This is a genomic window from Salmonella sp. 2020_1395 (genome assembly GCF_043848115.1).
GTDB lineage: Bacteria > Pseudomonadota > Gammaproteobacteria > Enterobacterales > Enterobacteriaceae > Salmonella > Salmonella enterica.
In genome coordinates this window covers 61,796-74,972 of sequence record NZ_JBCMFH010000022.1, presented here as the reverse complement: position 1 = coordinate 74,972, position 13,177 = coordinate 61,796, and the positions used below count along the sequence as shown (strand labels likewise).

9 protein-coding genes are annotated in these 13,177 nt (G+C 56.5%); 7 read left to right on the top strand and 2 right to left on the bottom strand.

Features of this window, described 5'->3' with window-relative positions; all coding sequences use genetic code 11:
- Together ACH0WD_RS22910 and ACH0WD_RS22905 are read left to right on the top strand one after the other, a co-directional pair.
- Positions 1-3,843: autotransporter outer membrane beta-barrel domain-containing protein (locus tag ACH0WD_RS22910; RefSeq protein WP_395202440.1), on the top strand; the 3,843-nt coding region annotated here is incomplete at its 5' end.
- A gap of 718 nt (positions 3,844-4,561) precedes the next feature.
- On the top strand, positions 4,562-6,358 hold the full coding sequence (locus tag ACH0WD_RS22905; protein WP_000931754.1) for a VWA domain-containing protein: 1,797 nt from the start codon (positions 4,562-4,564) through the stop codon (positions 6,356-6,358).
- Between the two features lie 40 nt (positions 6,359-6,398).
- On the opposite strand, the gene ACH0WD_RS22900 is transcribed toward ACH0WD_RS22905, so the two are convergent.
- Complete coding sequence (locus ACH0WD_RS22900) at positions 6,399-7,400, bottom strand: chemotaxis protein (RefSeq protein ID WP_000368558.1); 1,002 nt, start codon at positions 7,398-7,400, stop codon at positions 6,399-6,401.
- 65 nt (positions 7,401-7,465) lie between these two features.
- Positions 7,466-8,383: a ribonuclease BN gene (rbn, locus tag ACH0WD_RS22895; RefSeq protein ID WP_000419093.1), complete on the bottom strand. Its 918-nt coding sequence runs from the start codon at positions 8,381-8,383 to the stop codon at positions 7,466-7,468.
- Between the two features lie 60 nt (positions 8,384-8,443).
- Here rbn and ACH0WD_RS22890 point away from each other — a divergent pair, with 60 nt between their 5' ends.
- The 5 genes from ACH0WD_RS22890 (at position 8,444) to menH (ending at position 13,172) form a co-directional block, all read left to right on the top strand.
- Positions 8,444-8,905, top strand: coding sequence for a GNAT family N-acetyltransferase (locus tag ACH0WD_RS22890; protein WP_000568155.1), 462 nt, complete (start codon positions 8,444-8,446; stop codon positions 8,903-8,905).
- 54 nt (positions 8,906-8,959) lie between these two features.
- The gene (gene elaB / locus ACH0WD_RS22885) at positions 8,960-9,265 is read left to right on the top strand and encodes a stress response protein ElaB (RefSeq protein ID WP_001519663.1); all 306 of its coding nucleotides are present in this window, start codon (positions 8,960-8,962) and stop codon (positions 9,263-9,265) included.
- A gap of 100 nt (positions 9,266-9,365) precedes the next feature.
- A complete protein-coding gene (menF, locus tag ACH0WD_RS22880) occupies positions 9,366-10,661 on the top strand; it encodes an isochorismate synthase MenF (protein WP_000555666.1) in 1,296 nt (431 codons plus the stop codon).
- Between the two features lie 85 nt (positions 10,662-10,746).
- Positions 10,747-12,417: a 2-succinyl-5-enolpyruvyl-6-hydroxy-3-cyclohexene-1-carboxylic-acid synthase gene (gene menD / locus ACH0WD_RS22875; RefSeq protein ID WP_000116385.1), complete on the top strand. Its 1,671-nt coding sequence runs from the start codon at positions 10,747-10,749 to the stop codon at positions 12,415-12,417.
- Positions 12,414-13,172 (top strand): 2-succinyl-6-hydroxy-2,4-cyclohexadiene-1-carboxylate synthase, encoded by a 759-nt coding sequence (gene menH, locus ACH0WD_RS22870; protein WP_000979145.1) that lies wholly within the window; start codon positions 12,414-12,416, stop codon positions 13,170-13,172. The genes menD and menH overlap by 4 nt, the downstream gene beginning before the upstream one ends.
- Positions 13,173-13,177 lie beyond the last annotated feature (5 nt).

Sequence of the window (13,177 nt, the reverse complement as noted above, 5' to 3'; positions counted from 1 at the left end):
GACGCGCTCACGCTTTCCGGCAGCAATACTTATACCGGCGGCACCCTTATCAGCGGCGGCACGCTGGTCGCCAACGACGTGAACGCGCTGGGTACTGGCGACATTACCGACAACGCCACGCTGGCGCTGAACGCTGTCGGCGATTTTGACAACGCCATCAGCGGTAGCGGCAAAGTGGAAAAATCCGGCGACGACGCGCTCACGCTTTCCGGCAGCAATACTTATACCGGCGGCACCCTTATCAGCAGCGGCACGCTGGTCGCCAGCAACGTTGAGGCGCTGGGTACTGGCGACGTCACTGACAACGCCACTCTGGAGTTGAACACCAGCGGCACGTTCGACAACGCCATCAGCGGCAGCGGTCAGGTGGTCAAATCCGGCGACAAGATGCTCACGCTTTCCGGCGCCAACAGCTACAGCGGCGGCACGCTCATCAGCGACGGCACGCTGGTCGCCAGCAACGTTGAGTCGCTGGGGACTGGCGACGTCACCAACAACGCCACGCTGGAACTGAACACCGGCGGTGACTTTACCAACAACATCAGCGGCAGCGGGCAAGTGGTGAAATCCGGCGACGACGCGCTCGCGCTCTCCGGCGCCAATTCTTATACCGGTGGCACCCTTATCAGTAGCGGCACGCTGGTTGCCACTAACGTTGACGCGCTGGGAAGTGGCGACGTCACCGATAACGCCACGCTGGAGCTGAACACCGGCGGCACGTTCGACAACGCCATCAGCGGCAGCGGCCAGGTGGTGAAATCCGGCGACAAGACGCTCACGCTTTCCGGCAGCAATACTTATACCGGCGGCACCCTTATCAGCGACGGTACGCTGGTCGCCAGCAACGTTGAGGCGCTGGGTACAGGCGACGTCACCGACAACGCCACGCTGGAGCTGAACACCAGCGGTACGTTCGATAACGTCATCAGCGGCAGCGGCCAGGTGGTGAAATCCGGCGACGACGCGCTCACGCTTTCCGGCAGCAATACTTACCGCGGCGGCACCACCATCAGCGGCGGCACGCTGGTCGCCACTAGCGTTGAGGCGCTGGGTACCGGCGACGTCACCGACAACGCCACGCTGGCGCTAAACACCGGCGGTGACTTCATCAATAACATCGGCGGTACGGGCCGCGTGGAAAAATCCGGCGACCAGACGCTCACACTCTCCGGCGCCAATTCTTACACCGGCGGCACCCTTATCAGCAGCGGCACGCTGGTCGCCAGCAACGTCAACGCGCTGGGAAGTGGCGACGTCACCGACAACGCCGTGCTGGAACTGAACACAGGCGGCACGTTCGACAATGCCATCAGCGGCAGCGGCCAGGTGGAAAAATCCGGCGACGGCACGCTCACGCTTTCCGGCAGCAATACTTATACCGGCGGCACCCTTATCAGCGACGGTACGCTGGTCGCCAGCAACGTTGAGGCGCTGGGCAGCGGCGATATCGACAATTACGCCAGCCTGCAACTGAACGCCAGCGGCCAGTTCGTTACGGCAAATCTCACCACTCACGATAACGCCACCACCGCAATTGGCGCAGGCAGCGCATTGCGGGCAAATACGCTAACGCAGGAGGCGAACAGCACCCTGGCCGTACACCTGATCGACAGCAACAGCGGCGCCATCGTCACCGCCGACCACGCCAACCTGGGCGGTACGCTGGATATTACCGGCATCGGCAACGTGGCGAAATCCTGGACCCGCGACGCGTACGCCTACACGCTGATTGACACGGACAGCGCCATCAATAGCGACTTTGCGCAATTCACCGTAGCCGGTATGGACGCCAAACAGGTGGATTTTCTCACCGTCGATGGGCGCGTGAACGCCGACGACGACACCCGCTATGACGTAACCGCCTCGCTGTCCTGGTATGCCGACAGCGACAACGCCGCCACCGACGCCCACGGCACCTTCACCCTGAGCGAGCAAGGTCATAGCTTCACGCTGAACACCGCGCTGACGGACGTTGACGCCACGCTCAATCCCGACAGCGCCACCGACTGGGACGGCAAATCGCTCATCAAACGGGGCGCTGGCACGCTGATCCTGGGGGCGCAAAACACCTACAGCGGCGACACCGACGTGCAGGAGGGCGCGCTATGGCTGGCCGAAACGGCGACTATCGGCTCTGCGGGGAGCGCGCAGGCGGTTAATATCGCCGCGAACGCCGCCTTTGGCGGCCACAACGCCACGGTGAACGGCCATGTTAACAATCTGGGCAACCTGTACTTTGTCGATACGTTCACCGTCAACGGCGATGTCGTCAACAGCAGCGCGATGATAAGCGGCAGCGACCAGCCCAACAATACGCTGACGATCGCGGGAAACTATACCGGCAACGACGGTCATCTCTATCTCAATACCCAACTGGGCGATGACAGCTCGCCCACCGATAAACTGATCGTCACCGGCGACACCGCCGGCAGCACCACGCTGCATATCACCAACGTCAATGGCCTGGGCGCACAAACAGTTAACGGTATTGAAGTTATTGAGGTGGGCGGTCAGTCTGACGGTGATTTTAGGCTCTACAAAGGGCATGTTGATATTAACGCCTGGACCTACACGCTGAAACAAGACGGCGGCGACTGGTACTTGCGCTCCGAGTCTGATGACGTGCCGGACGACGGCGGTGAGGTTACTCCGCCTGACGATGGTGGCGAGGTCACTCCGCCTGACGACGGCGGCGACGTCACTCCGCCTGACGATGGCGGCGATGTCACTCCGCCTGACGATGGCGGCGAGGTCACCCCGCCTGACGATGGCGGTGAGGTCACCCCGCCGGACGATGGCGGCGACGTCACCCCGCCGGACGATGGCGGCGATGTCACCCCGCCGGACGATGGCGGCGATATCACTCCACCTGACGGCGGCGACGTCACGCCCGTGGCGCCGCAGTACCGCGCCGACATTGGCGTTTATCTCGGCAACCAGTGGATGGCGCGCAACCTGCAAATGCAGACCCTCTATGACCGGGAAGGCAGCCAGTACCGTTCCGCCGACGGCAGCATCTGGATGCGTTTTAAGGCCGGTAAAGCCGAATCGCAGGCGGTTAACGGCAATGTAGATATCGACAGCGACTACTCGCAGTTCCAGCTCGGCGGCGACATCCTGACCTGGAGCGACGGCGCGCAGAGCGTCACCGTTGGCCTGATGGGCAGCTACATCAACGCCAGCACCGACAGCACCGGCAACCGGGGGGCGGACGGCAGCCAGTTCTCCGCCAACGGTAGCGTGGACGGCTACAACCTCGGCCTCTACGCCACCTGGTTTGCCGATGCTCAAAGCCATCGCGGGGCTTACATCGATAGCTGGTATCAGTACGGCGCTTACAACAACAGCGTGGATAACGACGGACTCAGCGCCAGCCGTTACGACTCCGCCGCGCACGCCGTCTCGCTGGAAACGGGTTATCGTTATGATATTGCGTTAAGCAACCGCAACACGGTCAGCCTGACGCCGCAGGCGCAGGTCACCTGGCAGCGCTACAGCGCCGACACGGTTATTGACGATGGCGGCACCCGCATCAGCGGCCAGAACGATGATAGCTGGACGACGCGCTTAGGCGTGCGTGTGGACGGTAAACTGTACAAAGAGAGCGGCAGGATCCAGCCGTTTATGGAGGTCAACTGGCTGCACGCCAGCGACAATGCCTCGGCCACCTTTGGCGACACGAAGGTATCGCAGGATTTGCCGAACGACCGCTTGGAAGTGAAAGTGGGGATTCAGGCAAACGTCAGCGAACGGCTAAGCGTCTACGCCCAGGCCGCCGGTCAGAAGGGAAAGAACGACTACGGCGACGCCAGCTTTAGCCTGAACATGCGCTATAACTGGTAGGTTGCTGACCAGGCATAGTACAACATTTATGCCGGATGGCGGCTACGCCTTATCCGGCCTGCAGGGTTATCAATATAGGATAATTCGTAGGCCTGATAAGCGAAGCGCCATCAGGCGTTGGGTGAGGCGTAGGTTGGGTAGAGCGCAACGCAACATTCGGTATCCGGTTCCGCAAGCAGGTAGTGGAACAACTCTCCCAACTGTTTTCGTGACCCGTTTCCCGGATAAATGTTTATTCATCGACTTCAATGGGAAAAATTTGATCTGAAGCGTATTTCTGTCAGCGTTTTTCAGGGCGTCCGATCGCGCTCAGTTCATTATTTCGTGTGACGGCGGCATATAATCTCTTTCCATCAATAACGTGAGTGTCGGCACGGCTTAATGGATTGCTGTCTGGTGGGTTGTAAAAGGAAGTCTCGGCGAGGGTACAGTGCAGGTAGTCCCCCATCTTATATATTCAATTTTGGTAAATCGGTCACCTGTAAATAGTGTTCTTTACGCAGAATCTGTGGGTCGAACGCCAGCAACTGATTAAGCCTGTCATCTTAAACGTAAATATTATTTGCCTCAAAAATATAATTATCTTTTTTATTATGGATGGTTATTAACTCAGGTAATACCATTTTCTACTTTCGTCATGCTGATAATAAAAGTAAAGCGGAATATAATGCAGGACATCTGCAGAGAATTACCCGAATATAATTGAAAAGGAATTTGTATGCTTAATGGAAAAACATTAATGCTGTTGTTGGGTGGGGTTGTTCTCTCGGGCTGTGGGCCGGAGCCCTCCGACCCGCAGGGAAATAATCCGGCTGAGTTAAAACAGGAGCAGGCTATCCAGAAAGAAAATAGCGCTCAGGCCGGGGATGACACTGTCCAGAAAAGACAAGCCGAGGCCGCCCAACAGGCTGCGAAAAAAGCAGCCGAATATAAAGCGAATGCTGAAGCCAAAGCGGCATCTCTGGCAGATCCCAAAGCGGGATCTCTGGCAACAGCCGAAGCACCGCAACATGAAATGCGGACACGTGCCGTGGCATCAAAAGCGTTCGCTGCACAAGGCGGTAATGTAATGGGGACCGCGCGTTACGAACACTACGATGAAAATCCGATTAAACAGGTAAGTCAGGCGCCGCTCGCCACGTTTAGTCTGGATGTAGACACTGGCAGCTACGCTAACGTGCGGCGCTTTCTGAATCAGGGACAACTGCCGCCGCCGGAAGCCGTGCGGGTAGAAGAGATGCTCAACTATTTTCCCGCGCCTCAGCCCGTTGCGGATAAGCAGGATAACACTAAACCCATTGCGGCCTGTATACCGATGCCATTTGCGGTTAAATACGAACTGGCTCCCTCGCCGTGGAACGCGCAGCGTACGCTATTAAAAGTTGATGTTCAGGCCCGGGACATGCAGACCAGAGATCTACCACCTGCCAACCTGGTTTTTCTCATTGATACTTCCGGCTCTATGCAGCCAGCGGAACGCCTGCCGTTGATCCGGTCGGCGCTAAAACTGTTGGTGAACGATCTGCGTGCGCAGGATAACATCACGATTGTGACCTACGCGGGCGGCACTCACGTCGCGCTGGCGTCTACAGCGGGAAATAACACAACCGCGATTAAAGCGGCAATTGATAATCTGGATGCTTACGGGAGTACCGGTGGTGAAGCGGGATTACGACTAGCCTACGAGCAGGCCGAAAAAGGGTTTATCAAAGGCGGCGTTAACCGCATTTTGTTGACCACCGACGGTGATTTTAACCTCGGTATTACCGATCCCAAAGACATCGAAGCGCTGGTAAAAAAAGAGCGCGAGAAAGGTATTACCTTATCTACGCTGGGCGTCGGCGATGACAATTTCAACGAAGCCATGATGGTGAGAATTGCTGATGTGGGTAACGGCAATTACAGCTACATCGACTCCCTCTCCGAGGCGCAAAAAGTCCTCAAAGATGAGATGCATCAAACGCTGGTCACCGTTGCCAAAGATGTAAAATCGCAAATCGAATTTAATCCGCAGTGGGTGACTGAGTACCGGCAGATTGGTTATGAAAAACGCCAACTGCGCGACGAGGATTTCAATAACGATAAGATTGATGCCGGTGATATCGGCGCGGGTAAACACGTCACGCTATTCTTTGAACTGACGCTTAACGGGCAGAAAGCTTCGGTGGATAAACTGCGCTACGCTCAGGACAAAGCTGCCTCAAAGACAACAAAATCAAGCGAGCTGGCGTGGATCAAATTGCGCTGGAAAGCGCCGCAGGGCAGCGAAAGTACATTAGCCGAGTTCCCGGTCGTTATGGGAAAGATGCCGATCTTTGCTGACGCCTCTGAAGATTTTCGTTTCCGCGCGGCGGTAGCGGCTTTCGGGCAAAAACTGCGTGGCTCAGAAACGCTGGCAGATACGACCTGGCCGCAAATTATTAAATGGGGTGAACAGGCGCGCGGGGAAGATAGACAAGGCTATCGCGCGGAGTTTATTAAACTGGTAAAACTGGCGGAAGGCTTGTCTCACTAAGCGTCAGGGGATGCCTGTACTGTAGGCATCCCCTGTTACGTCAGGCGCTTTTGCGGCTGATCAGTGGTCCCTGGCTGTTTGTTGCTGCGCGCTCCAGCACTTCCTGAATGACCGAAGAGAGTTCGTTAATCTCAAACTTGGCCACGTAGCCGTCGGCCTTCACCTTACGTATATGATCTTCGTTGGCGCTGCCGGAAAGGGAAGAGTGAATAACGACCGGGATCTTTTTCAGCCGTTCATCGGTTTTAATTTTACGCGTTAACGTAAAGCCATCCATCTCCGGCATCTCAAGATCTGTCAGGACCAGCGCGATTTTCTCGCTAATTGGCTTACCTTCGGCCTCCGCTTCCTGCGCCAGTTGCTGGATTCTCTCCCATGCATCCTTGCCGGTCACATGCATCTGGTGCGGAATTCCCATCGCGTTCAGCCCTTTTTCCAGCATCGCGCGGGCGACTTTGGAGTCTTCCGCCACAATGGCTACCGCGCCTGGGGTAATATAAAATTTATTGGTCTTCAGATTGGTGGCGCGCAGATCGTGGCTGGAGGGGACAATATCATAAAGAATCTGCTCAACGTCGAGCACCAGCGCCAGGTTGTTGGTTTCTTTGTTGTCATCCAGGCAGGCAATACTGGTGATGTAGCGACCGTTGACGGCTTTCTCGGCGGTATGCACCTGTTGCCAGTCAAGACGCATAATATTTTCCACCGACTCGACGGCAAATGCCTGTACGCTGCGCGCATATTCGGTGATCAGCAAAATATTCAGCCCGGTTTCCGGCTTGCAGCCCGCTACCGCTGGCAAATCAATCACTGGAATGACCTGATCCCGAATATTGACCATGCCCAATAGCGGCGCTTTCATGCCTGCCGGGCGTGTAAAGGCGGGCATCGGTACGATTTCGCGCAGCTTAAATACATTGATGCCGAACAGCTCTGACTTCTGTTCATGCAGCGATGTACCAAGACGGAATAACAGCAGTTCAAAACGGTTGGACAGGGTTAAATTGGCCCTGTCATCAATATCTTTCTGAAAATTGTCCATCCTAACCTCATTATGAAAGCCTGCCTTTTTTAGTGTTATCGGCAATGAGGACAAAAAATGGAGCGCTAAACCGGGAAAACAGAAAAATCGTAAGCCAGCTCCGTCGCCGGGAAAATAGCACGGCATTCCGCCAGTAAGCGCTGACAGCCTTTATCGTCATAGCGTGAGCTAATATGGGTCATGATCAGCCGACCGACGGCAGCTTCCCGCGCCAGCGTCGCGGTTTGACGGGTGGAGCTGTGTCCGCGGGCGTTGGCTTTCTCCTCCATTGACGCATCCAGCGTGGTTTCATGGACCATCACATCCACGCCCTGCGCCAGCGCGAGGGCGGCCTCGCAGGGCGCGGTATCGCCGAAAATCGCCACTGATTTCCCGGCCACGGCGGGAGCAAGGTAGTCGGCGCCATTGATCTGCCTTCCATCGGCAAGTGTGACGGTTTTTCCTGCCTTCAACGCCTGAAACAGCGGGCCGGGCGTAACGCCTGCGGCTTTTAACGCCCTGGCATTCAGCGCGCCAGGCTTGTCATGTTCAACAACGCGATATCCGTAGCACTCCAGTGGATGCTCCAGCCTGAATGCGGTCACTTTACGCAGACCGTCGTCAAGAATATCGCCTGCGCTAATTTCTTCAATTTGCAACGGAAAATCGGTCCATGAACCGCTAAGACGCAGTGTGGTTGCAATAAACTCACGCACGCCTTGAGGCCCGTATACGGTTAGCGGATGGGGGTTCCCCGCCATCGACCGGCTGCATAGCAGACCCGGCAGGCCAAACAGATGATCGCCGTGAAGATGGCTGATAAAAATGCGCTCAAGCTTACCGGGATGAAACGCGGTATTAAGCATTTGATGCTGTGTCCCTTCGCCGCAATCAAAAAGCCATACTCCCGGCTGCGTTGGATGTTGCAGATGTAATAAAATTGCCGTTACATTGCGTGAGCGCGTGGGAACGCCTGCGGACGTACCTAAAAAAATTAATTCCATCTTGTCCATACACGTTTGGTTATCGTTTAACCCAAGATTACCACAACACAGGAGCGCATCATGATTGACTGGCAGGATCTCCACCATAGCGAACTTACCGTTCCTCAACTTTACGCGTTACTCAAATTGCGCTGCGCGGTCTTTGTGGTAGAACAGCGCTGTCCTTACCTGGATGTGGATGGCGATGATTTAGTCGGCGACAATCGGCATATTCTGGGCTGGCATCAGGATGAGCTGGTGGCGTATGCGAGGATTCTGAAAAGCGATAACGAATCAGACCCGGTTGTCATTGGCCGGGTGATCGTCAGCGACGCCTGGCGAGGGGCGAAACTGGGCCAGCAATTAATGGCGAAAACGCTGGAATCTTGTGGGCGGCACTGGCCGGATAAGCCGCTATATCTGGGGGCGCAGGCGCATCTGCAACCTTTTTATGCGCGGTTTGGTTTTATTCCCGTCACCGATGTTTATGACGAAGACGGCATTCCGCACCGGGGAATGGCGCGGGAGGTTCATCAGGCATAAACCGAAACCGTTGACTATAGTTAGGAGCAGGTGTTAACACAACGGAGAATGAGAATGTCATATCAATTTGGTGAATCACGTGTTGATGATGATCTGACTTTGCTCAGCGAAACGCTGGAAGAGATTTTACGTTCCTCAGGCGATCCCGCCGATCAAAAATACATTGAGCTGAAAGCCCGCGCGGAACAAGCGCTGGAAGAGGTGAAAAACCGCGTAAGCCATGCGTCGGATAGCTATTATTACAGGGCAAAGCAGGCCGTTTATAAAGCGGATGACTACGTTCATGAAAAACCCTGGCAGGGTATTGGCGTAGGCGCGGCGGTAGGACTGGTACTTGGACTGCTGCTGGCGCGGCGCTAAATCCCCCCACTGAACAGAATTGCAACCCTCCCTAAATGAGGTACTGCTTTTTTAGGGCAGTACCCCGTATAATGTGGGGTTTTTAACAGGGAGGGTCCGCGTGCATTCTATTACTACTGCGCTGGAAAATCTGACGCGTCAGCTATCGCAAGAGATACCGGCGACGCCAGGGCTTTGCATTTTCGATGCGCCTTTCCCTTTAAACGATGCCTTCGATGCATTGAGCTGGCTGGCCAGCCAGTCATCCTTTCCGCAATTCTACTGGCAACAGCGTAATGGCGACGAAGAAGCTGCCGTTCTCGGGGCCATCACCGTCTTTTCATCGCTCGATCTGGCGCAACGGTTTTTACGTCAGCACGCGCAGCCTGATCTGCGTATTTGGGGGCTGAATGCGTTCGAGCCGAAAGAGGGCTACTTATTGCTGCCACGGCTGGAGTGGCGACGTAGCGGGGGTACGGCGACCTTACGCTTACATCTGCACAGTGACGTTTCGCTACGCGATGATGCGCGCCAGGCGAAAGCGTTTCTCGCTTCTCTGGTCGGTATTAAGCCTGTTCCGGCGCTGCGCCTTTCGCTCACGAGCGAACAACACTGGCCGGACAAAGACGGTTGGGTGAAGCTGATTCAGCAGGCCACCCACACCATTGCGCAAGAGGCGTTTGATAAAGTTGTGCTGGCGCGGGCCACCGACTTACAATTCTCCCGTCCGGTCAATGCCGCCGCGATGATGGCGTCCAGTCGTCGTTTAAATCTCAACTGCTACCACTTTTTTATGGCCTTTTCCGCCGATACCGCCTTTTTGGGATCATCGCCGGAGCGGCTCTGGCGGCGGCGTGAAACGGCGCTGCGTACCGAAGCGCTGGCCGGGACGGTGGCGAACCATCCGGATAACCATAAAGCCTGGCAGCTTGGCGAATGGTTAATGAAAGACGATAAAAACCAGCGAGAAAATATGCTGGTTGTCGAAGACATCTGCCAGCGACTGCAAAACTGCACCCACTCGCTGGATGTGCTGCCGCCGCAGGTGCTCAGACTGCGCAAGGTACAGCATTTGCGCCGCTGTATCTGGACGGCGCTTAATCAGGCGGACGACACGCTCTGCCTGCACCAGTTACAGCCTACCGCAGCGGTCGCCGGGATCCCTCGTGAACCCGCGCGTTGTTTTATAGAACAACATGAGCCGTTCGAACGTGAATGGTATGCCGGGTCGGCAGGCTATCTCTCCACGCGGCAAAGTGAGTTTTGCGTGACGTTACGTTCAGCCAAAGTGACGGCCAATGTGGTGCGATTGTATGCCGGCGCGGGAATCGTCCGCGGCTCCGATCCGGAACAGGAATGGCAGGAAATAGATAATAAAGCGGCCGGGTTACGTACCTTATTGCAGATGGATGCGTAATGAGTCACATATTCCCGACCCATATCAATAATCCATTTTTGCAGCTCTTTATACTTAGTCCCAATGATTGATACCGGACAAACTCATGTCAGTAAGTGCATTTAACCGGCGCTGGGCGGCGGTCATCCTGGAAGCCTTAACCCGTCATGGCGTCAGGCATGTTTGTATCGCCCCTGGTTCCCGTTCCACGCCGCTCACGTTGGCGGCGGCAGAGAATCCTGCTTTTATCCACCATACGCACTTTGATGAGCGTGGGCTTGGTCATCTGGCGTTAGGGCTGGCGAAAGTCAGCCAACAGCCTGTTGCCGTTATTGTCACTTCAGGTACCGCCGTGGCGAACCTCTATCCGGCACTGATTGAGGCGGGTCTGACGGGCGAGAAGCTCATTTTACTTACCGCCGATCGCCCGCCGGAGCTGATTGACTGCGGCGCCAACCAGGCGATCCGTCAGGCGGGGATGTTTGCCTCGCACCCCTCCCAAACTCTGTCGTTGCCGCGTCCCACGCAGGATATTCCGGCGCGCTGGCTGGTGTCGACCATCGATAATGCGCTCGCCATGCTTCATGCGGGCGCGCTGCACATTAATTGTCCTTTTGCCGAACCGCTGTATGGCGATATGAATGACACCGGTCTGGTCTGGCAGCAGCGTCTCGGCGACTGGTGGCAGGATGAAAAACCCTGGCTGCGCGAAGCGCGTCGACTGGCAAGCGACAAACAGCGCGACTGGTTCTTCTGGCGACAAAAACGCGGCGTCGTCGTCGCCGGGCGTATGAGCGCGGAAGAAGGCAAAAAAGTGGCGCAGTGGGCGCAAACTCTGGGATGGCCATTAATTGGCGACGTATTGTCGCAAACCGGGCAGCCGCTGCCGTGCGCCGACCTGTGGCTCGGCAACGCCAAAGCGGTGACCGAACTGCAGCAGGCGCAGATTGTCGTCCAGCTTGGCAGTAGCCTTACCGGAAAACGCTTACTGCAATGGCAGGCAACCTGCGAGCCGGAAGAGTACTGGGTAATCGACAATATTGAAGGTCGTCTGGACCCGGCGCACCATCGTGGACGCAGACTGGTAGCGAAAATCGCTGACTGGCTGGAGATGCATCCGGCGGAAAAACGTAAACCGTGGTGTGTAGAGATCCCGCGTCTGGCGGAACTGGCGTGGCAACGGGTGGTCGCGCAGCGAGACACCTTTGGCGAAGCGCAGCTGGCGCACCGTATCCGTGACTATCTGCCGGAGCAGGGGCAATTGTTCGTGGGCAATAGTCTGGTGGTGCGTCTGATCGACGCGCTGTCGCAGTTGCCGGCTGGCTATCCGGTATACAGCAATCGCGGGGCGAGCGGCATTGACGGCCTGCTTTCCACAGCGGCGGGCGTGCAGCGCGCCAGCGCCAAATCGACGCTGGCTATCGTCGGCGATTTATCCGCGCTGTACGATCTTAACGCGCTGGCGTTACTACGTCAGGTATCCGCGCCGTTTGTGTTGATTGTGGTCAACAATAACGGCGGGCAGATCTTTTCCCTGCTGCCGACGCCGCAAAGCAAACGTGAGCGCTTTTATTTGATGCCGCAAAACGTCCATTTTGACCATGCGGCCGCCATGTTTAACCTGCGCTATCATCGCCCGGAAAACTGGGAAGAACTGGAGTCTGTGCTGGCTGGCGCGTGGCGAACCCCGGCGACAACGGTGATTGAGCTGGTGGTAAACGATACGGATGGCGCGCAGACGTTGCAGCAACTTTTGGCTCAGGTAAGCCATCTATGATGTTGCACGCGCAGCACATGCCCGGACAGCCTGGGGCGCCCTCGCTGGTTTTCCTGCACGGTTTTTCTGGCGATTGCCGCGAATGGCAGTCGGTTGGCGAACAGTTTCACGGCTGTTCGCGGCTTTATATTGACTTACCGGGACATGGCGGATCTACGGCTATTCCGGTCGGCGGCTTTGCCGATGTCATCAGATTACTGCGCGCTACGTTAATTAGTTACAACATACTAAAGTTTTGGTTGGTGGGATACTCTCTTGGCGGCCGGGTGGCGATGATGGCAGCCTGCCAGGGAATACCCGGCCTGTGCGGCCTGGTGGTCGAAGGCGGTCATCCGGGGCTGCAAAATGAACAGGCGCGCGCTGAAAGACGATTGTCCGACGGGCGCTGGGCAGAGCGTTTTCGTCGTGAACCCCTGACTGAGGTTTTTCACGACTGGTATCAGCAGCCGGTGTTCGCCTCGCTGACGGCGCAGCAAAGGCAGGCGCTGACGGCGCTGCGTAGCCAGAATAACGGCGAAACGCTGGCTGCGATGCTGGAGGCGACATCGCTTGCCGCCCAGCCGGATTTACGCGAGGCGCTCAACGCGCTGGCATTTCCGTTTTATTATTTATGTGGCGAACGCGACAGCAAATTCCGCGCCCTGGCGCAGGAAGTGGCGGCGACATGCCATGTTATTCGTAACGCCGGACACAACGCGCATCGGGAAAACCCCGCTGGCGTGGTAGACAGTCTGGCTCAGATTCTGCGTCTCTGACTAAA